At 71.5% G+C, this 22727-nt stretch carries 23 protein-coding genes; 15 read left to right on the forward strand and 8 right to left on the reverse strand.

Annotated features, from left to right (window positions below; genetic code table 11):
* Positions 1–130: 130 nt before the first annotated feature.
* The 3 genes from AB0B35_RS29350 (at position 131) to AB0B35_RS29360 (ending at position 2144) form a co-directional block, all read left to right on the forward strand.
* Positions 131–478 (forward strand): hypothetical protein, encoded by a 348-nt coding sequence (locus AB0B35_RS29350; protein ID WP_361051233.1) that lies wholly within the window; start codon positions 131–133, stop codon positions 476–478.
* A 55-nt stretch (positions 479–533) separates the two neighbouring features.
* Positions 534–1199 carry a DUF402 domain-containing protein gene (locus tag AB0B35_RS29355; RefSeq protein ID WP_361051236.1) on the forward strand — a complete coding sequence of 222 codons (666 nt, stop codon included), beginning with the start codon at positions 534–536 and terminating at the stop codon, positions 1197–1199.
* 138 nt (positions 1200–1337) lie between these two features.
* Positions 1338–2144 carry a LysR family transcriptional regulator gene (locus AB0B35_RS29360; RefSeq protein WP_361051239.1) on the forward strand — a complete coding sequence of 269 codons (807 nt, stop codon included), beginning with the start codon at positions 1338–1340 and terminating at the stop codon, positions 2142–2144.
* A 5-nt stretch (positions 2145–2149) separates the two neighbouring features.
* On the opposite strand, the gene AB0B35_RS29365 is transcribed toward AB0B35_RS29360, so the two are convergent.
* Both AB0B35_RS29365 and AB0B35_RS29370 read right to left on the reverse strand, forming a co-directional pair.
* Positions 2150–2902, reverse strand: coding sequence for an SDR family oxidoreductase (locus tag AB0B35_RS29365; protein ID WP_361051242.1), 753 nt, complete (start codon positions 2900–2902; stop codon positions 2150–2152).
* A 126-nt stretch (positions 2903–3028) separates the two neighbouring features.
* The gene (locus tag AB0B35_RS29370; protein WP_361051245.1) at positions 3029–3460 is read right to left on the reverse strand and encodes a glutaredoxin domain-containing protein; all 432 of its coding nucleotides are present in this window, start codon (positions 3458–3460) and stop codon (positions 3029–3031) included.
* 127 nt (positions 3461–3587) lie between these two features.
* On the opposite strand from AB0B35_RS29370, the gene AB0B35_RS29375 reads away from it, so the two are divergent.
* The 6 genes from AB0B35_RS29375 (at position 3588) to AB0B35_RS29400 (ending at position 10160) form a co-directional block, all read left to right on the forward strand.
* Entirely contained in the window at positions 3588–4382 is a 795-nt protein-coding gene (locus AB0B35_RS29375; protein ID WP_361051248.1) for a DUF6585 family protein, read from the forward strand.
* A gap of 166 nt (positions 4383–4548) precedes the next feature.
* Complete coding sequence (locus AB0B35_RS29380; RefSeq protein ID WP_361051250.1) at positions 4549–5652, forward strand: hypothetical protein; 1104 nt, start codon at positions 4549–4551, stop codon at positions 5650–5652.
* Positions 5652–7181: an alkaline phosphatase D family protein gene (locus tag AB0B35_RS29385; RefSeq protein ID WP_361051252.1), complete on the forward strand. Its 1530-nt coding sequence runs from the start codon at positions 5652–5654 to the stop codon at positions 7179–7181. The genes AB0B35_RS29380 and AB0B35_RS29385 overlap by 1 nt, the downstream gene beginning before the upstream one ends.
* Before the next feature lie 56 nt (positions 7182–7237).
* Positions 7238–7579, forward strand: a complete 342-nt coding sequence (locus tag AB0B35_RS29390) for a metalloregulator ArsR/SmtB family transcription factor (RefSeq protein ID WP_360535823.1) — start codon at positions 7238–7240, stop codon at positions 7577–7579.
* A gap of 3 nt (positions 7580–7582) precedes the next feature.
* Positions 7583–8068 (forward strand): SRPBCC domain-containing protein, encoded by a 486-nt coding sequence (locus AB0B35_RS29395; RefSeq protein ID WP_360535825.1) that lies wholly within the window; start codon positions 7583–7585, stop codon positions 8066–8068.
* Positions 8069–8141: 73 nt separating this feature from the next.
* Positions 8142–10160, forward strand: coding sequence for a hypothetical protein (locus AB0B35_RS29400; RefSeq protein ID WP_361051255.1), 2019 nt, complete (start codon positions 8142–8144; stop codon positions 10158–10160).
* Positions 10161–10191: 31 nt separating this feature from the next.
* Here AB0B35_RS29400 and AB0B35_RS29405 read toward each other — a convergent pair whose 3' ends face one another.
* Positions 10192–10626 (reverse strand): Rid family hydrolase, encoded by a 435-nt coding sequence (locus AB0B35_RS29405; protein WP_360535829.1) that lies wholly within the window; start codon positions 10624–10626, stop codon positions 10192–10194.
* Between the two features lie 185 nt (positions 10627–10811).
* Between AB0B35_RS29405 and AB0B35_RS29410 the strand changes: the two genes are divergently transcribed.
* Entirely contained in the window at positions 10812–11174 is a 363-nt protein-coding gene (locus tag AB0B35_RS29410) for a class I SAM-dependent methyltransferase (RefSeq protein ID WP_361051258.1), read from the forward strand.
* A 97-nt stretch (positions 11175–11271) separates the two neighbouring features.
* Here AB0B35_RS29410 and AB0B35_RS29415 read toward each other — a convergent pair whose 3' ends face one another.
* Positions 11272–11898 (reverse strand): VOC family protein, encoded by a 627-nt coding sequence (locus AB0B35_RS29415; protein ID WP_360535833.1) that lies wholly within the window; start codon positions 11896–11898, stop codon positions 11272–11274.
* Positions 11899–11957: 59 nt separating this feature from the next.
* On the opposite strand from AB0B35_RS29415, the gene AB0B35_RS29420 reads away from it, so the two are divergent.
* A complete protein-coding gene (locus tag AB0B35_RS29420) occupies positions 11958–13133 on the forward strand; it encodes a hypothetical protein (protein ID WP_361051261.1) in 1176 nt (391 codons plus the stop codon).
* On the opposite strand, the gene AB0B35_RS29425 is transcribed toward AB0B35_RS29420, so the two are convergent.
* The 3 genes from AB0B35_RS29425 to AB0B35_RS29435 all read right to left on the reverse strand — a co-directional run bounded on the left by AB0B35_RS29425 (position 13125) and on the right by AB0B35_RS29435 (position 15493).
* A complete protein-coding gene (locus AB0B35_RS29425; RefSeq protein ID WP_360535837.1) occupies positions 13125–13517 on the reverse strand; it encodes a hypothetical protein in 393 nt (130 codons plus the stop codon). The genes AB0B35_RS29420 and AB0B35_RS29425 overlap by 9 nt on opposite strands.
* A gap of 40 nt (positions 13518–13557) precedes the next feature.
* Positions 13558–13791, reverse strand: coding sequence for a DUF6158 family protein (locus AB0B35_RS29430; RefSeq protein WP_360535839.1), 234 nt, complete (start codon positions 13789–13791; stop codon positions 13558–13560).
* An 85-nt stretch (positions 13792–13876) separates the two neighbouring features.
* Positions 13877–15493 (reverse strand): serine/threonine-protein kinase, encoded by a 1617-nt coding sequence (locus AB0B35_RS29435; protein WP_361051264.1) that lies wholly within the window; start codon positions 15491–15493, stop codon positions 13877–13879.
* A gap of 342 nt (positions 15494–15835) precedes the next feature.
* Here AB0B35_RS29435 and AB0B35_RS29440 point away from each other — a divergent pair, with 342 nt between their 5' ends.
* The 3 genes from AB0B35_RS29440 (at position 15836) to AB0B35_RS29450 (ending at position 19061) form a co-directional block, all read left to right on the forward strand.
* Positions 15836–17254 carry a serine hydrolase domain-containing protein gene (locus AB0B35_RS29440; RefSeq protein WP_361051267.1) on the forward strand — a complete coding sequence of 473 codons (1419 nt, stop codon included), beginning with the start codon at positions 15836–15838 and terminating at the stop codon, positions 17252–17254.
* 12 nt (positions 17255–17266) lie between these two features.
* Positions 17267–18034 carry a MerR family transcriptional regulator gene (locus AB0B35_RS29445; protein WP_361051270.1) on the forward strand — a complete coding sequence of 256 codons (768 nt, stop codon included), beginning with the start codon at positions 17267–17269 and terminating at the stop codon, positions 18032–18034.
* Positions 18035–18116: 82 nt separating this feature from the next.
* Positions 18117–19061 carry an NAD-dependent epimerase/dehydratase family protein gene (locus AB0B35_RS29450; protein WP_361051272.1) on the forward strand — a complete coding sequence of 315 codons (945 nt, stop codon included), beginning with the start codon at positions 18117–18119 and terminating at the stop codon, positions 19059–19061.
* Positions 19062–19076: 15 nt separating this feature from the next.
* Here the strand turns inward: AB0B35_RS29450 and AB0B35_RS29455 are convergent, their stop codons facing one another.
* Positions 19077–19859 carry an aminoglycoside adenylyltransferase family protein gene (locus AB0B35_RS29455; protein WP_361051275.1) on the reverse strand — a complete coding sequence of 261 codons (783 nt, stop codon included), beginning with the start codon at positions 19857–19859 and terminating at the stop codon, positions 19077–19079.
* 387 nt (positions 19860–20246) lie between these two features.
* Here AB0B35_RS29455 and AB0B35_RS29460 point away from each other — a divergent pair.
* Positions 20247–22727 (forward strand): malectin domain-containing carbohydrate-binding protein (locus AB0B35_RS29460; RefSeq protein ID WP_361051277.1); only part of this gene is annotated, 2481 nt, incomplete at its 3' end.

Genomic DNA, 22727 nt, shown 5'->3' on the forward strand with positions numbered 1-22727 from the left:
GGCGGGGCCGCCGGCCACCCCCCGCCCGCCGCGCTCGCGGGCGTCTGCGGCGCCGGGCGGCGAACCCGACCGGTTCGCCGCCGGCCGACTCGGCGAGACTTGACGCGGCCGGTCACCGGGGAGGGCCATCGTGGACGACGCTGAGCGCGGCTTCTGGGCTGCCTTGGAATACCGGATCTGCCAGGAGGTCGAAGGCTTCCAGGATCCGCAGTTGCGATGGATGTGGTGCGACGGCCTGGAGCCTCAGGTCTACGAGCTGCACGATGACCCGCCGTGTATCCGGGGCGTCGCCTACTTCGGCCCGAGCGGCCAGGAGCGCTGGCAGTTCACCCTCCTGATCGGGGACGCGCTCGATGCCACCGACACCATCGACTGGACCTCCCTGCTACCCGCAGACGACGCGACGGGCTGGCTCTCACCGCGCGTTGACGAGCGAAGACTGGTACTGGATCCGGCCGGCGCGACGCGCGAAGCCTAAGCCGGTAACGGGCAGGGGCGCTGACTGCCGGGCCTTGAGCGGGTACCTTCCTCGCATGATTTTTGAGCGGGGGCAGACAATTGTCCGCCGAAACCTGTACCCGGACGGTCGAGTCGGGTCGGTGCTGTGCGGGCGGGTGGTCAGCGACGACGAACAGGGGCTGGCGCTGTGGATCGAGGCGGGCTCACAGGTCATGCGGCGAGTTGACGGCACTGGCCAGCCGACCCGGCAGCTGTCGCTGCTCAAGTCGCTGCGGATGACAACGATGCTCAGCCCAGGTACCTGGCAGCCTTTCCGGACTCTGATGCTGATGCCGCCTGGCGCGGCCCACTGTGTCTGGTGGAGCTGGCGACCGGACGGCAAGTTCGAGGGCTGGTATGTCAACCTCGAGCGTCCGGTCACCCGGTGGGCCGGCGGGGTCGACGTCTACGACCAGGAACTCGACCTGCTGGTCTATCCGGACGGCCGGTGGTCTTGGAAGGACGAGGACGCGTTCGCCGAATACACCGGCCATCCGGCGTTCTGGGATGAAGCCGAGGCCGCGGAAGTCCGGGAAGAGGGGGAACGGCTGCTTGCCCTGGCCCGCGCCGGTGCCGCGCCGTTCGACGGCCGATGGATCGACTTCCAGCCGGATCCGGCGTGGGGGCTGACGTTGATGCCGCACTGGTGGGAGTTGCCGGCGGACACGACCCACTGGAGTCCCGAGTACTTCAGGCAGTGAAGCGTGCTTGAGAAGAGTCATCCTTTGAGGTCGTCGAGGGACCAGGTCCTCTGACGAGTGGCGGCTCGGTCGCGGGCGAGGCGGCGAATCGTGCCGTCGATCCGCCTGGCCGCACGCCACGATCGATATCCTCGGGGTATGGATCGCCCCGAGGTCCGCGACCTCGTCTACTTCACGGCCGTGGCCGAGCACCGGCACTTCGGCCGGGCCGCCGAGCAGCTGGGCATGGCCCAGCCGCCGCTGTCCCGGGCGATCAGCCGGCTGGAGCGGCGGATGGGCGTCCGGCTGTTCGACCGGACCAGCCGCCGGGTCGACCTCACCGCGGCCGGCGAGGTGTTCCTGCGGGAGAGCCGCAAGATCCTCGCTGGGCTCGACGCCGCGGTACGCCGTACCCAGCAGGCGGCCCGGCCGCGGCGGCTGGTGCTCGCCGCACCGACCGGCACCGGCGCGGGCCTGCTCGCCGAGGTGCTCGACACCTACCGGCGCGGGACGGACCGCGTGCCGGTCGAGGTCATGTTCACCGCCGACGCGGGCGCGGCCCTGCGCACCGGGGCCGCCGATGCGGCACTGATGTGCAGCACCGACGACCACGACGGGCTCGACGGCGTCGACCTGCTCGACGAGACCCCGGTCGCGCTGCTGCCGGCCGGGCACCCGCTCGCCACGCGCGACAGCCTGACCATGGCCGAACTGCACGGCGACAGCCTCTTCCGCGCATCGCCGCCGCCGGTGGGCCTCGACGAGATCCTCGACCGGGTAGCGATCGGCGAGTTCGCGGTCCTGCTCGGGGCGAGCGCGACCGGCCGCCTCGGCTCGTCGGTCGCGGCGGTGCCGGTGCGCGGCGTACCCGCGAACCAGATCGTGCTGGCGTGGCCGCGCGACACCCCGTCGGCCGCGCGTGACGAACTGGTCCGCACCGCGGTAGAGGTCGCGGCGCGCGATTGACCGCCTCAGATCTGGTTGTAGCCGCCGTCGACGAGCAGTTCGGAGCCGGTGATGTAGCTGCTCTGGTCGGAGGCGAGGAACAGCGCGGCGGCGGCCTGGTCGTCCGTCGAGCCGATGCGGCCCAGCGGCGTGATCGCGCCGACCATGGCGACCCACCCGTCGGGGGTGGTGCCGGCCGGGGCGTTGCCTCGCAGCAGCCGCGTCTCGGTGGCGCCGGGCGCGAGTGCGTTGACCCGGATGCCCCTGCCCCGCAGCTCGTTGGCCCAGGTGCGGGTCAGTGACCGGACCCCGGCCTTGGCCGCGGCGTACAGGCCGACGCCCTCGGTGCCGCGGCTGGCCATCGTGGACGTGCACAGGATGACCGACGCGCCGTCGTTGAGCAGCGGCAGCGCCTTCTGCACGGTGAACAGCGCGCTGCGCAGGTTGAGCCGGGTGGCCTGCTCGTAGTCCTCGTCGGTGACCTGCGCCAGCGGAGCCATGGTCGTGCCGCCCGCGTTGGCGAACAGCACGTCGATCCGGCGGCCGTCGGCCCCGACGGTGGCGAACAGCCGGTCGAGGTCGGCCAGGTCCGTCACGTCGCCCTGCACGCCGCTGGCCCGGTGCGCGCCGATGCGCACGACCGCTTCGTCGAGTTCCGGCTTGCGCCTGCCGGTGAGGTAGACGTACGCGCCTTGCTCCGCGAAGCGCGACGCGGCGGCGAATCCGATGCCGTCGCTGGCGCCGGTGACCACCGCGACCTTGCCGTCGAGCTGACCCATTCTCATCTCCCCTGGCTGACGTGAGCGGCCGGTCCGGCCGCTTCGCCAGTTCATCCCATTGGAGCTGCGCAAACAATGATCAAATAAGCAAGGACCGATACCTTGGAGGTATCAGTCGAGGTTCGGTCAGGCGACCTGCCGGCGCAGCCAGTTAGGGTCGGGGTTGACGTGCGAGCTGCCACCGATGACCACGGTCGGCACGGTCTCGTCGCCACCGGTGATGGCACGCACCGCCGCCGCGCCGTCCGGGTCGCGCCAGATGTCGACCCAGTGCGCCCGCCGCGCCGCGGCCGGGCCGAGCCGGGCCCGCAGGCGCAGGCAGAACGGGCAGCCCGGCCGCCAGTACACGATGGGTTTGCCGTCCGCGGCGGCGCGCCGCTGCGCTTCGCCTGCCTCGATCGACCGGGGGAAGGCCAGCGGCGACTGCGTGACGGCGAGCAGCCCGAACAGCAGCCCGAGCACCGCCCCGGCGACCGGGGACCCGGTGACGAACTGCCGTGCCGCTATCACCGCGCCGCTGACCGCGATCAGCAGCGGGACCAGCCATCTACGCATCATGCGGCCGACGCTATCGGTCACGGCCTGCGCCGGATAACCCTCATTCGGTCGACTCGCAGCGATCACCGCGTGACCTGGCACACTCCAACCCATTGATGAGCGACCATGTACACGGCATGATCTGCCCATGGACAGTCGTGAGGGTGGACGCTCCATCGAGCAGGCCGTGGCCGACGCGGGCCTGGGTGAGCTGCACGGCCGTTACCGGCCCGCGGTGGCCGCGGAGATCGCCATCGTCGTGTGCTGCGCCGGGCTGGGCCTCGTCCTGCTGGCGGCCGGCGCCTCGGACGGCGCGGGCGCGGCCGTCGCGACGGGCGTGGGCGTGCTCGCGCTGGCGGCGATCGGCGGGCTGGTCACCTGGCGCAAAGCCAACACCTGGCGTCACCTCTACACCGGCGGGACGCTGACCGTCGACCCCCAGGGGACGGTCACCTCGGTGGTGTCCTGGCATGACGTCGCGCACCTGCGGTACTGGACCAGGGTCACCAACCTCGGCACCGCGTACACCGAAGTGCCGATGTGCCGCCTTGACCTGGCCAATGGCGAGGTCGTCGACCTGGGCAAGCCGCGCTACAAGGAACTGCCGGAGATCGTGTCGTTCGTGGACGCGAACATCTCCGCGATCAAACTCCCGCTCAAGGTCGAGGAACTCCGCAGCACCGGGTCCGCGGTCTTCGGGCCGATCACGCTGGCCGCCGAGGGGGTGCGCTGGCGCGAGTCACTGGTGCCGTGGCACGCCGTCACCAGGGTCGAGGCCGCCAAGACCCGCCTGAAGATCTGGACCGACGGCAGCCGGCCGGTCGTCTCGCAGCTGCTCAGCGCGGTTCCCGAACTCACCGTGCTGATCCACATGTTCGGGCACTGGCAGGAGCTGCGGCCGGACCAACCCGGAGCCCAGGCCAAGCCCGAGCAGAAGCCCTGATCGCACGCAGCAGAACACGAGCACGAACATTCGAACGCGGCGCACCGTCGCGATCGCCGCGTGATTATGTCCGGCGATCACCGCCGCTTCACGCGGCCGCCACGCGTCCGTCGCCGCAACGACAGGGAACGCCCGCACGCTGCTGGCGATCCCGTCAGGAGGCAGCGTGAAGACAGCGAACCTGATCGCCAACCCGGGCGCCGACGTCGGCACCGGCGGCGCCGGCACGCCGACCCCGGTGATCCCCGGGTGGACCACCATCGAGGGCGTGGCGGCCGTCATCGCGTACGGCAGCAGCGGTTATCCGAGCGCGTCCAGCCCCGGGCCGACCGATCGCGGAGCGAACTTCCTCGGCGGCGGCGACTCGCCGCGCACCCGGCTCACGCAGCAGATCACACTGCCGATGACGGCGCAGATCGACGCGGGCACGGCGCTGTTCGACGTCGGCGGCTGGCTGGGCGGCTACGCGGGCCAGGACGACGGCGTACGCCTGTCGGTCGAGTTCCTCGACGCCGCCGCCCGCCCGCTCGGCGTGGTCGTGCTCGGCCCGGTCACCGCCACCGAACGCGCGAACACCACCGGCCTGCTACGCCGCGCCCAGACCGGCACCGTGCCGCCGGGCAGCCGCACCGCCCGGGTGCTGCTGCTGTTCACGCGGGACGGCAACGTCTCCAACGACGGCTACGCCGACAGCCTCTGGCTCATCCTGTCCACACCAGACGTGAACCTGCTCGTCAACCCGGGCGGCGACAGCGGGCCCGGCGGCAGCGGCGGCTCGACCGCATCGATCCCCGGCTGGACCCACCTGGAGGGTGGCACCGCCGTCATCGCGTACGGCACCAGCGGCTACCCGACCGCGACGAGCCCCGGACCGGGCGACCGCGGCGCCAACTTCCTCGGCGGCGGCACCTCGGCCCGCAGCCGGATCGGGCAGAGCGTGACGCTGCCCGGCACCGCCGCGATCGACGCCGGCACCGCCCGCTACGACGTCGCTGCCTGGCTCGGCGGGTACGCCGACCAGAACGACACCGCGCAGCTGTCCGTGGCGTTCCGCAACGCGGCCGGGCAGACCCTGGCCACGGTGGTGCTCGGCCCGGTCACCGCCGCGCAGCGCGCGAACACCACCGGGATGCTGTCGCGCACCGCCGCCGGCACCGTGCCCGTGGGCAGCCGCACCGCGCAGGTCGAGCTGCTGTTCGTGCGCTCCGGCGGCACCTCCAACGACGGTTACGCCGACTCCCTGTCCCTCAGCATCACCGGAGGAGCCTGATGGCCCTGCACCGCCGCCAACTGCTGCAGGCCGCCGTCGGCGCGGGCGCGCTGGCCAGCGCGTGGCCGCTGGCCCGGGACCTCGGCCCGCAGGCCGCTTACGCCGCCGCGGCGGCACTGGGCGCGAGCTGGGATCCGGCCCCGTTCACCCTCGGCGTCGGCTCCGGCGACCCGCTGCCGACCAGCGTCGTGCTGTGGACCCGGCTGGCCCCGGACCCCCTGGCCGACGTGCAGCCGCTGCCGGACATCGTGCAGGTCGACTGGAGCGTCGCCACCGACGCGACGATGTCCAACGTGGTCGCGTCCGGGTCGGTCGCCGCGTCGGTGCTGCTCGGGCACAGCGTCCACGTCGTCGTCGACGGGCTGAGCGCCGGACAGCGCTACCACTACCGGTTCCGGGCGCTGGGCCAGTACAGCCGGGTCGGGCGCACCAAGACCGCCCCGGTCGGCGCGGTCAACCTGGTCCGGTTCGCGTCGCTGAACTGCCAGAACTACCAGTCCGGCGAGTACCCGGGGATGCGTGACATCGCCGCGGACACCAACCTGGACTTCGTGGTGCACCTCGGCGACTACGTGTACGAGGGCTCGGAGCTGGGCACCGCGTACACCCTGACCGACTACCGCAAGCTGCACGCGCTGTACAAGGGGGACCCGCTGCTGCGCGACGTGCACGCCGCGCACCCGTTCTACCTGACCTGGGACGACCACGAGGTCGTCAACGACTACACCGGTTCGCGGGGCGCGGCGAGTTTCGTGGCCCGCCGCTCGGCGGCCTACCAGGGCTGGTACGAGCACCTGCCGCTGCGGCTGGAGGGCTCCGACACGGCGCTGCCCGACCCGCGGATCTACCGCCACCGCAGGTGGGGCGATCTGTTGGAGCTGGTCATCCTCGACCTGCGGCAGTACCGGACCGAGCAGAACCTGACCGGCGGGTCGATCCTGGGCGCGGCGCAGAAGCAGTGGGTCAAGGACCGGATCTCCCAGCGCAGCGGCGGCTGGCACTGCTGGGTCAACTCGATCTTCCTGAGCCAGCAGCGCAACCCCGACGGCGGCTACCTGTTCACCGACCAGTGGGACGGCTTCCGGGCCGAGCGCACGGAACTGCTCACCTACGCCCAGCAGCAGGGCATCGCCGACTTCGTGACGATCACCGGCGACTGGCACAGCGCGTTCGTGCAGGACGTGCGCCCCGACTTCGACAACCTGGCCGCGCCGGTCATCGGCACCGAGTTCGTGGCGCACTCGACGACCTCGGGGGCGTACTCGGCGAGCTGGAACGCGACCAACGGGCCGCGGCTCGGGCAGGTCAACCCGCACCTGCAGTACTTCGAGGGAAACCGGTACGGCTACGACCTGTACGAGGTGACCCCGCAGCGCTGGACGACCCGGCTGCGGGTGGTCAGCGACCGCGCGAACCCGAACGCCGCGGTCAGCACCCTCACCAGCTGGCACGTCGACCGGGGCCGCGCCGGGGCGTACGAGGACCCGGCGACCAAGGGCTCCGCCGCCCAGTACCGCCGCACCCCGTGACCTGCGGATCCGGCCAAGCTTGACAACGTACAACCGATTGGTTGTATATTCGAGATGTGGCCGAGCCCAGCGAGGATCAAGCAGACGCCTTCTTCCACGCCCTGGCCGACCGGACCCGGCGCGACATCATGCGCCGCGTCCTGGCCGGGCAGCACTCGGTCTCCGCACTCGCGGCGAAGTACGACATGAGCTTCGCGGCGGTGCAGAAACACGTCGCCGTGCTGGAGAAGGCCGGCCTGCTCACCAAGCTGCGCAGCGGACGCGAGCAGCTGGTCAGCGGTGACGTGGCGGCGGTGCGCTCGGTGGCGTCCATGCTCGCCGAGCTGGAGCAGGTCTGGCGCGGCCGCATCGCCCGCATCGACGAACTCATCGCATCCGATACCGGCCAGGAGGACTGACCCATGCCCGTGACCGACGTCCAGCACGACCTCGACAACCTGACGCTGACCATCACCGCCGACTTCGCCGCCCCGGTGGCACGCGTCTGGCAGGTCTACGCCGACCCGCGCCAGCTGGAGAAGGTGTGGGGCCCACCGACCTACCCGGCGACCGTCGTCGAGCACGACCTGCGGCCCGGCGGCCGGGTCACCTACTACATGACCGGCCCCGAGGGCGACAAGCACGCCGGGTACTGGCTGGTCACCGCCGTGAACGAACCGTCGGACTTCTCCTTCGAGGACGGCTTCGCCGACCTGGACTTCACCCCGAACCCGGACCTGCCCGTGTCCCAGAACGTGTACACCTTCACCGCCCACGACGGCGGCACCCGCGCGACCTACGTGGGCACCTACCAGTCCGCAGAGGCGCTGCAGCAGGTGCTCGACATGGGCGTCGTCGAAGGCGCGTCCCTGGCGATCAACCAGATCGACGAGCTGATCGCGGCCTGAGCGCCGGATGTAACCCGCAGGACCGAGCGGCTCCGCGTGAGCGGCTCGGTCCTGCTGCTCTACGCTTCCGCCCATGTTCGCGGGCCTGGACGACATCGACTGGGAATCACTGACGCACGCCTACGGCTCGGCCGCGGACGTGCCCGACTGGCTGCGCGGCCTGGCCGACCCCGATCCGGCGGTCCGGGAGCAGTCCCTCGACGCCATGTACGGCGCGGTCCACCACCAGGGCGACGTCTACGACTCCACGGTCGCCGCGGTGCCGTTCCTGATCGAGGCCCTGACCGCGCCGGACCTGCCCGGCCGGGCCGGCATCGCCGAACTGCTCACCAGCATCGCCGACATCGACGGCTGGCAGGACGCAGCCGAACTGGACGAAGACGGATTAGAGATGCTCCGCGAGGCCACCCGCGCCAACGCGCTCGCCTGCGCCGCAGGGCCGGCCCTGGCCCGTCTCGTCGACGACCCCGACCCGGCGGTGCGGGCCGCCGCGCCAAAGCTGCTCGTCACCGTGGCCGCCACCATCCCGGACCTCGCCGCGCTGCTCATCAGCCTGCTCCGCACCGAGGACGACGCCGAGGCGCGCGGAGGACTGTTCGACGCCCTGGGCAGCCTCCCACCCGATGACGACACGATCGGCGAGCTGCTCGCCCTGGCCCGGTCCACACCGGCGTCCACGGCCCTGACCGCCCTGATCGCGGTGGCCCGCAGCGACCCGCACCGGGCTCCGCTGGACGGCGTCGCCGGACTCATCGACCGCGCCTACGCCGAGCAGGGGCCCGCCGTCGAGCCCGCCGGCTTCCAGACCGACACCCTGGTAGGCGCGATCCGGGTGATGCAGGAACAGGAGCAGCAGGGCCGCCGCGCGCCGCACTGCACCCGCCTGATCGAGGAACTGACCGATCCGCTCGGCCCGCGCGTGGCCGAACGGATCGCCATCGTCACGCCGCTGCTCGCGTCGCCGCACGACGACGTCGCCGGTGACGCGCTGTTCGCGGCGAACAAGCTGATCGATCGATGGCGTGGCGACTACCACGAGACGGTGACCCGGATCGCCGGACTCATCGACCGGTCCCCGCACCTGGCCCAGCGTGCCGCGGGCATGCTCAACAACTGGGGGCCGGTCGCCGCCCCCGCCGCCGGCGCGGCCGCCGGGCGTCTGGCCGCCCTCGACGCCCTCCCCTGGCGGGATGGACTGCCGGAATGGACCGTCCGGTACTCGCGCGATCTGCCCGGGCTGCACCCGTACGTCGAAATCCTCGCCGGGCTCGGCGACGAACGAGCGCTGCCGCTGCTGCTGACCGCGCTACGGCTGCCGCGGCGACCGCAGCCCACCGGATACCAGCTCGCCCACTATCCCGCGCACGCCGACCGGATCACCGCCGAAATCGTGCGGGTCTTCCCCGTGCTCTCGCCCGGCGACGAGACACCCCTCGAGTGGTACGGCTTCCAGACGGCGTTGCGGGCCTTCGGCCCCGCTGCCGCTCCCGCTGTCCCCCGCCTGCTCGCCTCGCCACTACGGGACTGCACCGCGGGCACACTCGGCCGGATCGGCCCGGCCGCGGCCGAGGCCCTACCCGCCCTCCGGGTGGCCGCGGCGAGCGACGATCCCCGGCTGGCCGTCGCGGCAGCCGGGGCGCTGTGGCACATCGACCGGTCGCCGGACACACTGGCACTGCTGACCGCCCAGCTGGACGGCCCGGCGGCCGGCGCGGCGTTCGAGGCGATCACTGAGATGGGACTCGCCGCCGCCACGGCCGCTCCGCTGATCGCGACCTACCTCGACGCGCCACCGGACCGGCACTGGTGGACGCCCGCACGAGCCGCTCTCGCGTGGTGGCGGCTGACCGGTGACGCCGAGCGGGTGGCGCCGGTGTTGACCGCCGCCTGGCACGGCAATCCGCAGACCCGCACGAAGATCGCGAGGGCGGCCACCGGTGCGCTGGCGGCCTTGCTGGAGCCGCTGTTCCGCGCCGAGCTCGAATCGAACCGAAGGCACAACGCCAGGGAGAACTCCTGGTCGAGCGGCCAGGTCACCGAGGACGAGCAGCTGCTGGGCCTATGCCGGGCAGTGGCCGGAAAGTCGACCTGATCGCCGCGGCGGCGGCCGTCGGGCGGCGCGTTCAGCCCAGCCGGGCGATGAACTTGACCTCGACCACCTGACCCGGGATCGCCAGCGCTGTCGTGCCGACCGTCGTATTGGCCACCTGCGGTTTGGCGTCCGCGCCGTAGAACTCGTCGCGGACCTCCTTCATCACGGCCAGAGCCGCCTGGATGTCGATGGCGAACACGACCTCCTCGACGACGTTGTCGAAGGTGCACCCGAAGTGTTCGAGGATCGTGCGGGCGTTGCGGTACGCCTGCGTCAGCTGGGCCTTCATCACCGCGTGCTCGACGGACTGCCGCCCGTCCGGCGCGGGCGACACCATGGTGCCGTCGGCCTCGTGGCCGAGCTGCCCCGAGATGTAGATCGTGTCGCCGACCTGCACCGCCTGGGCGTAACCGGCCGCCTTCTCCCACGGCACGCCCAGGTCGAAGGTCGATTTCTGAACACCCATCACAACCTCCTGGCCATCGCTCAAGAAAGTAATATATCGGACCAATCATCCAGTCGTGCCCGCATTGCCTGCGCCACCCTCGACCCGCTCCGCCCGCGCATCCGAGCCATCTGCCTGGTCAGCCGGCGTCGGCGCTCGCGGGGCAGCGAGCGGCAACGCGGTCAGCCACGATCCTGAGTGGACAGATGGTGAAGAACTTCGGCCAGTCGCTGTACGAGTTCGCCGTCGAGCGGGAGACCGTCGCGCCGCTGGGCATCCGGTATGTGCAGGCCGACCTGTGCGCTCTGCCCGACCTCGGCGCACCGTTCGATGCCGTCGTCGCCAGCATGGTCCTGCCCGCCATCCCGGACTGGACCGGCGTCATGCGGGCGTGCGTGGACGCGCTCAAACCCGGCGGGCTGTTCGTGTTCACCGTCAACCACCCGTGCTTCGAGCAGCTGTGGCCGAGCTGGCGCGAGCACGGCGAGTACCGCACCCGCCGCTATCTCGCCGAGTACGAGATCCCCGGTCCCAGCGGCGTCGACTTTCACCGCACCATCGCGACCTAACTCAACCAGCTCGTCAGGCTGGGCTGCCAGGTCGCCGAGATCGCCGAACCCGGTCTCGACGCGGGTCCTAACCGATCGGCACCCCTAGCCCCCCGGTCTACTCCCGACCCACCCAGGTAGCGACACAGACCTCGTTGCCTTCCTGATCGGCCAGCACCCACCACTTCGGCGCGTGCTCGTCGGTCACCAGACGACCTCCGGCGGCGAGGGCGGCGGCGATCCGGGCCCCGGCCTGCTCGTGCGGGACGGCGATGTCGAGGTGTATGCGGTTGCGCTGCGGGCGCGGGTTGTCCATGCCCTGGAATCCGATACCCGGGCCACGACCTCGCGGGTCGAACAGGTAGTCGTCGCCGATCTGGCCATAGCCCAGCACCGCGCGCCAGAACGGCAGCACCTCCGCGCCGACGAGTGCGTCCATCGTGACGTTGACCAGCTGGACGGCGGCCGGATCCGCGACCAGACCCAGCTCCTTCGCGGCAGCCGAGATCCCGCGGGCCAGTGCGATGTCGCGGACCGTCATGCTCACGGTGACGCCCGCCTGCCGTAGATCGACCCTGAGCTGCTGTTCGGCAGGACCAGCGAGCCGGCCGATCTCGCCGACGAGCGCGATTCCCTCGGCAAGCGAAGCGGTCCGGAAGTGGGCCGACACCAGGTGGTACAGGACGCGCCAGTCCTCGACACCGTCAGCCGCGTGAAACTGCGCGGCGGTGATCCGCTCGGTCATGGGGCCAAGCTAACACCGAGCGGCACCCGGAACGCACGCCTACCGAGTAGGGTCGGCCCGTGCTGGACCCCCCACGCTGGCGCCTGCTGGACGAGGAAACCGGCGCCGACCTCACCGACTGCGCCGACATCGACGGGCTCTTCGTCGACCGTGTGTTCCCGCCGGAGCCGCTGTACGAGCGCTACACCCTGGTGAGCTGTGCACCGTCCGGGCCGCTGCGCGCCGCGATCGACGGCACAGGGCCGGGGTGGTTCGGCAATTTCCTCCTCGTGGGCGCGCACGTCGCGGGCCGGCCGGTGAGCGAACGCTGCGAAGATCAGTGCCCCGGATGCTACGAATTCATGGAAGAACTGCTCGACGTCCGGGTCGTCGGCCACCGGCCCGCCGCTGACGGGTCCGGCCTGCTCGACATCGATCTGGAAGGCCAACGCCGGGACGAAGAGAACAACCTCCGCGGCTCCGTCGCGCCTACTGTCTTCGGCTACCAGTTGACCGCCTGGTCCGCGGCGGAAGAGACCCCGCTCGGTGAATGCCGGAACATCACGGGCCTGTTCCACGAACGGCCGGAGATCTGGCCACCGGGTCCGCCGGTGACCCTGGTGGGTTGCCGCCCCGGGCTCGCCGGATCATTCCGCGCCGAACTGGCCCACTTACGCGCCGACGGCGTGGTCCACAAGATGGGCTGGGGAAAGCGGGTGTTCGGAACCGTCGTGGGGACCCACCCGTCCACTGTCGGCGACGGCCTCGTCGACATCGCCTTGGACGCGCGGATCCCGGAGCCGTTTGCGGCCAACGAACGCCCGCTCTGGGACATGTGGCGCGCCGAAGGCCCGGCCGAGCCGAACCAGTGGGCGACGCTCGACCGCAGCCACCGCTACCTCTGGGTGCGCGCTGCCGCGGTCCACCGCGACCACGGCCCGGACAAGCCCGCGGACACGGTCTACCACCTGGACGGACGCCACGTCACCGACTATGACGCGTTCTACTGCGCGATCGGTGAGGCGGTCAACGGCCCCGGCGGCTGGTTCGGCGGTGACCTGTTCTGGCTCCACGACGTCGCCGCCGGTGGCGGCGGCGGCGCGACCCCCGGCTTCCGCCTGATCTGGCACGACTCCGAGGTCGCGCGCACCCACCTGGTTCCCGGCTACGACCGCATGAGCTGGCTTCCCGCCATCACCTTCGACGACCTGGTCCGATACCTCACGGCGGACGGCGTCCGGCTCGAACTACGCTGACTCGGCACCACCGGCGGCTCGAGGCAGGTCGCGTACCAGCTTGGCCACCATCTCGGTGTCCTGGTTGTTGCCCACGAACTCCGAGAACCCGCCGCCCGCGAAGGTCCAGCCGCCCTCGGCGACGATCGTCCTGAGCTTGTCCACGGGTATCCGGACGGCCGCCGCGGGCATCCTCCACTCCCCCACGACGACCTGTTCGACCCGCTCGGCGAGCGCATCGAGGCTGGCGAAATCGTCCGGCTCGGCATCGTCGGCCTGGAACCAGTCACCTTCGGACGCCACCCGCAGCAGCGTCGCCTCGGCCGCCTCCGGACCGTCGATGTCTTCCTCGATCCAGTCGTGTTCGAAGTAGGAGAAGCGGAGGAGGATGCTCTGCTCAGGCATCCTTGAATGGTACAAACGCCCAGGACGGCGGCGGAGCCGCTCAGCGGTTCCATGGCCAGGTCGCGGCGGCGGCCGGGAAACGGCGCAGATATTCCCCGTCCAGTTCGTCCAGGCGGATCTGCAACATGGCCCGGTCGCGTGGTATGCCGCGCTTGATGACGGTGCGGCCGACAGCGTGGGTCGTGGCCAGTTCCACCCGCAGCTCCGCGTCGCTGAGCTGCGCGGCCGGAGGGTAGGGGCGCACATCCTGCCGCGGCGACAGCGCGGTGGTCATGCCAGTTGCTCGACTCTGCTCGGCGACGATCACCCGAAGGCTTTTCCCCGGCCGGCTCCGGCTAAACCCCGACCCGGCCGCGGCGTCATGGCCCGGCCGGTGGTATCGATGCCAGGACCTGGCCTTCGCCGTCGCCGGGGTTCGCGGCGCTCGGCGACGGCTCGACGGGGGACGGCGGGGGCTCCTGAGACGACGGTGCGGTAGTCGGCGCCTGCGGCGAGGCGGCAGGACTTGTCTGTTCGCCCGGTAGCACCGGGCCGCCCGAGCCTGGCGCGACCGGCCCGGTCGCGCCGCTGGCGGCGGGCACCGGAAGCCGGCTGCCTGAGGTGCTCAGCAACGTCGGCACGCAGGGCTTTCCGGCCAGTGTGAAGGCTGTGGGCAGCGGGTTGCTGCCGGCGTAGGCACCGCCGACCAGCATGACCGCCGACCTGCCGGGCTCTACGGTGCCCACCGTGTCGTTGGTGGCGGTGCGGTCGCGCTGCGCCCAGCCGTACGCGGCGTCGATGCGCTGGCCAGCCGGCACGGTGAACGCGACGGGCCCGGACACGGGTGTGTCCGTGGTGTTCGTGACGGTGAGGTTGGCCCGGTAGCGGCCCGCGTCGTCGGACAGCAGCCGGTACACCGCAGTGCAGGCGGCGGGGCTGGCCTGCGGCGCCGGCGGCGCCGCACTGAACTGCGGCGGCTCGGTCCGCGTGGCCACTGCCCAGACGACGCCGGCCCCGGCGAGCACGGCCGCGGCCGCCGCGGCGGTCAGGAACCGGCGGCGTCGGCGGGTGCCGGCCGGTCGCCACGGCAGGATGTGCGTGACCGCCTCGTCGTCGGCGGCCGGGACGGCGACGATAGCCGGGACCTCCTCGGGGGTGTGCGCGCGCAACGTCGCGGCGAGCTCGGCGGCGGAGGGCCGCCGGTCCGGCTGCTCGGACAGGCACGCGGCCACCGCTGCCGCGAGCTGCGGCGGCAGACCGGGCACGGCCGGCAGCGGCGTCGGCGGGCGGAGCAGCGGCGCGGTCATCAGCGCGACGGCGTTGTCCGCCCGCCACGGCAAGGTGCCGGCCAGCATCCGGTACAGCAGCACCCCGAGGGCGTAGACGTCGGCAGCGGGCTGCACGAGCCGGCCGTCGAGGCGTTCGGGTGACACGTACGCGGGTGTGCCGATGAGCTGGCCGTCGGCGTCGTACTCGTTGCTGCCCGGCGGGGCGCACAGCTCGAAGTCGATGATCTTCACCCCACCGGCGGGGAGCAGGACGTTGCCTGGGGCTATGTCACGGTGGACGATGCCCCGCGCGTGGGCGGCGGCGAGCCCGTCGGCAATCTGCGCGCCCACCTGAGCCGCCTGTTCCCACGGCAGTCTGATGTGCTCGGTCAGCACCTGCTTGAGCGCAATGCCGTCGATGAGTTCCATCACCAGGTATGCCGCGCTCAACCGGCGACCCTGGTGGACGAGCCCGTAGTCGTAGACGTCGGCGAGGTTCGGGTGGCGCAGCCGGGCCAGAGCCTGGGCTTCGACCTGTAGCCGGTGCAGCGCCGCCTCGTCGTCGAGCAGATCTGTTTTAAGGAGTTTGACGGCGACCATACGTCCCAGCCGCTCGTCTCGGGCGTGCCAGACGGTGGCGCTGCCGCCGCGTCCCGCCGGTTCGGTCAGCAGGTAACGGCCCTCCAGCATGGCGCCTGCTTGCCACGGCGACGCTGCGGTGGTGGTCATGGGTGCCCTCCTCCAGGCGCGAGCGGCGACTTCGGCGGCGCGTCCGCCGACCACATCCGACGGCCCTCCGGCCGACCGATGGGGCAGGCGGGCTGCTGCGGACGTTGCGGATACAGCGCGCCGATACCCCGCGGCCGGGCGCAGAAACCGACCTGGATCGCCTGAAATGGCCCTGAGCTGCGTGGAAGGCCGCAAACGAACCAGGCGCCTCGTGGTACTGCTCAAAGCAGTGACACCTGTTGCAGCGGTGACGCTGATACGTCGCCCGACGCCGCCCGCACCGAGATCTCTGCCGAGAAGGGCTTGACCTTGCCCCTGGGTCAACCCTCGACGATGGTCGGCATGAACGAGATGACGCAGGTCAACGACAAGATCACCGCTTTCCGCGAGGCGACCGGCGTGCCCGGTTACCTGATCGGCGTGTACCACGGCGGTCAGCGAACGGTCCTCGCTCAGGGCACGGCCAACCTGGCCACCGCTGCGCCGATGCGGGACGACACCGGGTTCCTGTTCGGATCCATCACCAAGGTCATGACAACGATGCTGGTTCTGCAGCAGGTGGATCGAGGGCTGCTCGAGCTGGACGCGCCGGTGGTCCGCTACCTGCCGGAGTTCCGGCTCGCCACGCCCGGCGCCGACCGGATCCTGATCCGGCACCTGGTGACCCACACCAGCGGCATCGACGCCGACCTGTATTTCCCGGTCGCGGAGGGCCCCGGCGCGCTGGAGGCCTACGTCGACGGGCTCGGCCGCCGGTGCGGGGCGCTGTTCGAGCCGGGCACGCTGGTCAGCTACTCCAACGGCGGCATGATGATCGCCGGGCGGCTGCTGGAGGCGGTCACCGGCCTGCCGTACCACGAGCTGCTCGAACGGGAGATGTTCCAGGGCGTCGGCATGCACGGGTCGGCGACGTCGGCCCGGCAGGCCATCCTGCGCAGCACCGCGATCGGGCACTTCGCCGATCCCGCGACCGGCCAGGTGAGCCCGACCGGCATGTTCATGCTCCCGGACACCTGGGCTCCGGCCGGCGGCACCCCGATCGGCACGATCGACGACCTGCTCGCCCTGGGCCGCACCCACCTCCACGGCGGCGTCGCACCGTCGGGGACGCGGGTGATGTCGCCGGAGGCGGCAGCGCTGATGCGGACCGTGTCGCACGACATGGGCACCCCCAACGTGCCGCCGGTCGGCATGGGCTGGCTGCTGACGCCGTACGGCGGCACCACCGTGCTGTCCATGTCGGGCGCGTCCCCCGGCGGGGTGGCGGTGCTCGCGGTGGCACCCGAACTCGACCTGGTGGTCGCGGCGTACGGCAACGACCCGCGGGCCCTGGCCCTGCACGACGAACTGCTGCCGTGGCTGGTGCGGGAGCTGTCGGCGACCCCGGAGCCGCCCGCGCCCCCGCTGGCCCCGGCACGGGTCGACCTGGCGCGCTACGCCGGCACCTACCGCTCCGACCAATTGCGCGTCGAGGTGCGCGTGGTGGACGGCGGATTGGAGGAGCGCATCACCTACGAGCCCGCCGACGCCACCCAGGAGCAGGTGTTCACCGGGTTCGTGGGAGGCCCGTTCGAAGTGCCGCCGCTGCGCTACGAACCGGTCGGCGACGGCCTGTTCGCCCCGGCCGGCCTGCCGCTGGAAACCCTCGACGGGTACGCCCGCCAGCTGCTCGTCTCCTACCACGGCGACGGCGGCGACGGCCCCACGCACCGCTGCGCCGGCGGCCGGATGACCCGCCGGGTCTGGCCCACGACCCTCTGACAGGATGACCCCATGATCGACGAGCTGGCCGACGGCGAGGCGCGGAACCTGCTGACCATCGGCCAGCTCGCCGACTACGCCGGGGTGACGATCAAAGCCGTCCGCCACTACCACGAACGCGGCCTGCTGCCGGAGCCGTCCCGCGACGGTTCCGGCTACCGGCGCTACGGCGCACGCCACGCCGTCCGGCTCATCAAAATCAAGACCCTGGCCGAGGCCGGTGTGCCGCTCGCCCGGGTCAGAGAGCTGCTCGCCGCCGACCCGGCCGCGTTCACCGAGGCGATCGGCGAGGTCGAACGCGACGTCCGCGACCACATCGACAAACTGCACCGCACACTCGACCGCATCGCCCGGCTGCGTTCAGGCGACCGGCTCTTCGTATCCGAACAGGTCGCCGACTACCTCGACCGCCTGCGCGCGCTGGGCGTCAGCGAGCGCTCCGTCCACCTCGAACGCGACCTGTGGATCATGATGCAGGCGCTGTCGCCGCAGACCGCCGACGGCTGGCTCACCGACAAGCTGGACGCCCTCGACGACCCCGAGTTCCAGGACATCTACCGCGACTACGACACCGCCTACGGCTGGTCACCCGACGACCCGCGCCTACCGGAGCTGGCCCGCCGGTCCCGGCGCTGGTACGACAGCCGCCACCCGGCCGCCGAGACCGGTGTCGACAGCGACCCGGAGATCGTCGCGCTGGCCGCCGCGGCCGCCGCGGCGGCGTCGCCGGCCTGGGCCCGGTTGGGGCAGCTGACGCGACAGGTCGACGGCCCGCTGTAGACCGCGGGCCGCCTGCTTGTCCGTTGCCCGATTTCAAGGCGGCTGCTTAGGTGGAACCCATGCGGGCGGCATCGTCGTGAGGGTGATCGTCCTCGGGGGGACCTGGTTCGTCGGGCGGGCCATAGTCGCAGCACTGGTGGCGGCCGGGCACACCCCACTGGTGGTCCATCGAGGACATGCCGAGCCGACCGGCCTCGCCGACGCCGAACATCTTCATGCGGAGCGCCGGTCCTGGCCGGCTCACCGGGACGCCGTCGCGGCATTCGAGGCGGACGCGGCCATCGACGTCTCGGCCGAGAACGGGGCGGGCGCGCGAGCGGCGCTGGACGCTCTGCCCGCGGGCATCCGGATCGTCGCCCTGTCCAGCATCGACGTCTACCGGGCCTACGAAGGGATGCTGGCTCGCCGGTACACCGACGCCGTCCCGCTGACCGAGGTCTCCGCGCTGCGCACCGCCCGCCACGTGGAGGGGCCGCACTGGGAGAACCTCGAACTGGAGGAACAGTATCTCGCCGCCGGCGCCACAGTCCTGCGTCTCGGCGCGGTCTACGGCGAGCACGACTACCAACGCCGCTTCGAGCCGGTCCTGCGGCGCATCAGGGCCGGACGTGCGCAGCTGCCGGTCGGCGCGGGCAACTTCCTGTTCAGCCGCGTCTACGTGGGAGACGTCGCGCAAGCGGTGCTCGCGGCCCTCGCCTCGGAGCACGCGCGCGGCGAGTGTTTCAACATCGTCGAAGCGCAGACCGCTCCGATGGGGCTGTACTACGAGCAGATCATCGCCGCGGCCGGTGCCGACCTCGAACTGGTCCGCGTCGGCGACGAGGTGCTGCCCACGGATCTTCGCGCCGGCGGATTCGTCGGCCAGCACGTCCTTGCCGGCGCGCAGAAAGCGCGCGAAGTGCTCGGGTGGCGGGACACCGACCCACCCGCAGCGCTACGACGCTCCGTACGATGGCATGTCGAGCACCCGCCGCAGAACTGGGACGTCGACTTCTCGGCCGACGACGCGGCGCTGCGTACGGCCTGAACGGGCCCGGTTCGGCTACTCCAGATGGCGGCCTGCGGGCGCGAGCCGGCCGATCTCGGCGAGAACGTGGTCGGCGAGCGGCCGGACCCCGGCGAACAGGTCGTCGTCCCAGCTCTCCTCGGCCTGCCCGAGGTAGATGGCCTTCGCGTGTGCCATCACCGGCCGGTGTTCGGCCGGCAGGCGCGCGATCGTCCAGTCGGCGGCCGCGTCCTTGGAACGGATCTCGCCGGTGGCGAGCGTGACCCAGATCCGGGCGAAGGTGAGCAGGACGTTGCGGGTGTCGTCGGCGAGGTCGGCGAGCAGGCCGGGAATCCCGGCGACGATCGCGTGCCGCAGATCGGCGGGCGGCACCGGGTCGAGCAGGTCGGCCGGCGGTGGCCCGAACAGCGCGGTGTCGCCGGCCAGCACCATCGTGAGCAGTGGAGCGAGGTCGGGGCTGGGCTCGGGCTGGGGCAGCTCGCCGCGCTCGTATTGCTCGCGTAGCCATTCCCCGTACAGGAAGTCGCAGGTCGGCGGGTATCGCCACGGGCGGACGTCGTCCTGGACGACGACGATCAGTTCGACGGGCCGGTCGGGTCCGCGCCGCGCGCGGCGTCCCGAGATGTCCAGCAGGCCGTCGACGATGCTGTGCCGCTGCTCGGGGGTCGCGCTACGGCGGGACACCGCGAGCACGTCGACGTCACTTCGCGGCCGCAGGCCGCCGAGCACGGCGGAGCCGTGGAGGTACGCGCCGATCAGGTCCTCGGCCAGGACCGTGCGGACGAGCGAGACGACATCACGGGTCTGCTGACTGATCACGGCCCGGGATGCTAGACGGCCGCCGATGACCGGGCAACGGATTACCCGTGCTTCCGGCGGCATTCGCCGACGCCGACACGTGTCGACCACACCGCCACTACACCGATTTAACCGCGTCAATCGTCCTGTCCGGGACCACCGAATCACCATTCGCGGCCGCCTTTCGTGCGGCCCGGATGGCTGTCTCGACCGCCGCGTGCGGAAGGTCGGCCGGTCCCGGCGTGTGGTCGTACACAAAACGTGGTCGGCGCTGGACGGCGGGTGACGACTCCCGGAAGGGTATGGGTTGCGCCCATTCCCCCGCCGGGTCCTTTGTGGTCCGACGCGTGCCACCGCATTCGTCCCTCCACAACGGAGCCGGGCCATCCGCGCTCAACGGAGTTGTGCATGCCCCGTCGAACGACCCTGACCCGTCGCGCCCTCGCAGCGCTCGCCGCGGTCTGCCTCACCGCCGCCGGACTCGGCTCCGCCGCGCCGGCACTCGCCGCCCCGAACCACACCACCGTGGTCGCGGCAGTGCCGTCAGCGGCTTCGCCGGACATCAAGAACGGCACCGTGTACGCGATCCACGACGCCGGCACGAAAATCATCGCGGCGGGTGACTTCACCACCGTCCGCAACCGCGGCACCGAGGTGGACATCACCCGCAACTACATCCTCGCCTTCGACAAGGCCACCGGCACGGTCGACACCGCGTTCGTCCCGACCGTCAGCGACGAGGTCTCCGCGGTCATCGCCGGCCCCACCGCGGGCACGGTCTTCATCGCCGGCAAGTTCAACACCGTCAACGGGGTGACCCGGCGCAAGGTGGCCCTGCTCAACGTCAGCACCGGCGCGCTGGTCACCAGCTTCGCCGGCCCGGCGTTCAACGGCGCGGTCAAGGACATCGCCCTGGCCGGCAGCAGGCTGCTCGTCGGCGGCATCTTCACCAACGCCGGCAACGCCGGCCTCGCCCGCGGCGGCCTCGCCTCGGTGAACGCGAGCACCGGCGCGCTGGACAGCTACCTGACCACGGCCCTGACCGAGAACCACAACTACGACGGCGTCAGCGGGGCGAGCGCCGGAGTCGGCGCGAGCAAACTGGCCCTGAACCCCAACGGCCAGCAGCTCGTCGTGGTCGGCAACTTCAAGAAGGCCGGCGGCGTGCTCCACGACCAGATCGTGAAGCTCGACCTGGGCGCCGGCTCGGCGAGCATCGCCGACTGGAACACCACCCGGTACACCCCGCGCTGTGCATGGTGGGCGTTCGACTCCTACATGCGCGACCTCGCGTACTCCCCGGACGGCAGCTACTTCGTCGTCGTCACGACCGGCGCGCCGAACTCCGGCACGCTCTGCGATGCCGCCGCCCGCTGGGAGAACGCCGCCACGGGCGAGGACCTCCAGCCGACCTGGGTCGACTACGCGGGAGGCGACACCCTGCTGTCGGTCGGCATCACCGAACAGGCCGTCTACGTCGGCGGCCACATCCGCTGGATGAACAACAGCTTCGGCGGCGACTCCGCCGGGCCCGGATCGGTCGGCCGGGCCAGCATCGCCGCGCTCGACCCGCTCAGCGGCCTCCCGCTGTCCTGGAACCCCGGCCGCCACCCGCGCGGCGTCGGCGTCGCCGAGATCCTGGCCACCTCGGACGGGCTCTGGCTGGGCTCGGACACCCCGTGGATCGGCAACTATCAGTACCGCCGCGAGCGGATCGCGTTCTTCCCGCTCACCGGCGGCAACGCCCCGCACCCGACCACCACGGCCACGCTGCCCGGCAACGTGTACCAGGCGGGCGTCCCGGTGCCGACGAACGTGCTCTACCGGGTCAACGCCGGCGGTTCGGCGATCGCCGCGACGGACAACGGGCCGGACTGGGCCGGTGACGACGGCGGCAGCCCCAGCCCGTACCACAACGCGGTCAGCAACACCGCCGGCTACGGCACGGTGCCCAGTGTGGACAGCACCGTCCCGGCTGGCACGCCGACCGCGCTGTACTCGTCCGAGCGCTGGGACCCGGGTTCGGCTCCCGAGATGAGCTGGCAGTTCCCGGTGACCGTCGGCACCGAGGTCGAGGTGCGGCTATACCTGGCCAACCGGTACGGCGGCACCGCCTCGGCCGGCTCGCGGGTCTTCAACGTGACGCTGGACGGGGCCACCGTGCTGGCGAACCTGGACCTGTCCGGCTCCGTCGGGCACGACGTCGGCACGATGCGTTCGTTCACCGTCGTCAGCGACGGCACGGTGGACATCGGCTTCGGGCACGTCGTCGAGAATCCGCTGATCAACGGCATCGAGATCGTCAAGACCGGGCCGCCGCCGGCCGGCAACGGCGACGAGGTGCAGGTCCGGTCGTACGACGGTGCGACCACGGTCGGCGCGGCGAGCGCGGTGGCCAACCCGGACAGCACCGCCTGGTCGACGGCTCGTGGCGGCTTCTGGGTGGGCGGCACGCTGTTCTACGGCATGAGCGGCTCGCTGTGGCGGCGTACCTTCAACGGCTCGACGTTCGGCACGGCGACCCTGGTGGACCCCTACCACGACGCCTACTGGGACACCGTGGAGACGGACTCCGGCAGTTCCACCTACGCCGGGGTGGCCTCGAACTTCTACGCCGAGATCCCTAACGTCACCGCGATGTTCTACACCGCCGGCCGGCTGTTCTACACCCTGTCCGGGCAGAGCGGGCTGTACTGGCGCTGGTTCACCCCGGACAGCGGGGTCGTCGGCGCGGACAAGTTCACCGTCGCCGGGGTGAGCGGCATGGCCGACACCGGCGGGCTGTTCCTGTCCGCGGCCCGCGACGAGGCGGCGCTGCAGGAGGTCGTCGCCGAGCTGACCGACCGCTACGGCGAGCCGCCCGCCCCGGTGGCCAACCTGGTCGCGGTC

Source organism: Catellatospora sp. NPDC049133 (genome assembly GCF_040648455.1).
GTDB lineage: Bacteria > Actinomycetota > Actinomycetes > Mycobacteriales > Micromonosporaceae > Catellatospora > Catellatospora aurea.

Excerpts from the sequence above, each read along its gene's own strand:
- AB0B35_RS29370 (WP_361051245.1), bottom strand. The coding sequence starts at position 3,460 with ATGATGCGTAGATGGCTGGTCCCGCTGCTGATCGCGGTCAGCGGCGCG.
- AB0B35_RS29395 (WP_360535825.1), top strand. The coding sequence starts at position 7,583 with ATGCCCGTGACCGACGTCCAGCACGACCTCGACAACCTGACGCTGACC.
- AB0B35_RS29435 (WP_361051264.1), bottom strand. The coding sequence starts at position 15,493 with ATGACCACCACCGCAGCGTCGCCGTGGCAAGCAGGCGCCATGCTGGAG.
- AB0B35_RS29385 (WP_361051252.1), top strand. The coding sequence starts at position 5,652 with ATGGCCCTGCACCGCCGCCAACTGCTGCAGGCCGCCGTCGGCGCGGGC.
- AB0B35_RS29445 (WP_361051270.1), top strand. The coding sequence starts at position 17,267 with ATGATCGACGAGCTGGCCGACGGCGAGGCGCGGAACCTGCTGACCATC.
- AB0B35_RS29430 (WP_360535839.1), bottom strand. The coding sequence starts at position 13,791 with ATGACCACCGCGCTGTCGCCGCGGCAGGATGTGCGCCCCTACCCTCCG.
- AB0B35_RS29400 (WP_361051255.1), top strand. The coding sequence starts at position 8,142 with ATGTTCGCGGGCCTGGACGACATCGACTGGGAATCACTGACGCACGCC.
- AB0B35_RS29425 (WP_360535837.1), bottom strand. The coding sequence starts at position 13,517 with ATGCCTGAGCAGAGCATCCTCCTCCGCTTCTCCTACTTCGAACACGAC.
- AB0B35_RS29375 (WP_361051248.1), top strand. The coding sequence starts at position 3,588 with ATGGACAGTCGTGAGGGTGGACGCTCCATCGAGCAGGCCGTGGCCGAC.
- AB0B35_RS29410 (WP_361051258.1), top strand. The coding sequence starts at position 10,812 with ATGGTGAAGAACTTCGGCCAGTCGCTGTACGAGTTCGCCGTCGAGCGG.
- AB0B35_RS29405 (WP_360535829.1), bottom strand. The coding sequence starts at position 10,626 with ATGGGTGTTCAGAAATCGACCTTCGACCTGGGCGTGCCGTGGGAGAAG.
- AB0B35_RS29355 (WP_361051236.1), top strand. The coding sequence starts at position 534 with ATGATTTTTGAGCGGGGGCAGACAATTGTCCGCCGAAACCTGTACCCG.
- AB0B35_RS29365 (WP_361051242.1), bottom strand. The coding sequence starts at position 2,902 with ATGGGTCAGCTCGACGGCAAGGTCGCGGTGGTCACCGGCGCCAGCGAC.
- AB0B35_RS29440 (WP_361051267.1), top strand. The coding sequence starts at position 15,836 with ATGAACGAGATGACGCAGGTCAACGACAAGATCACCGCTTTCCGCGAG.
- AB0B35_RS29415 (WP_360535833.1), bottom strand. The coding sequence starts at position 11,898 with ATGACCGAGCGGATCACCGCCGCGCAGTTTCACGCGGCTGACGGTGTC.
- AB0B35_RS29360 (WP_361051239.1), top strand. The coding sequence starts at position 1,338 with ATGGATCGCCCCGAGGTCCGCGACCTCGTCTACTTCACGGCCGTGGCC.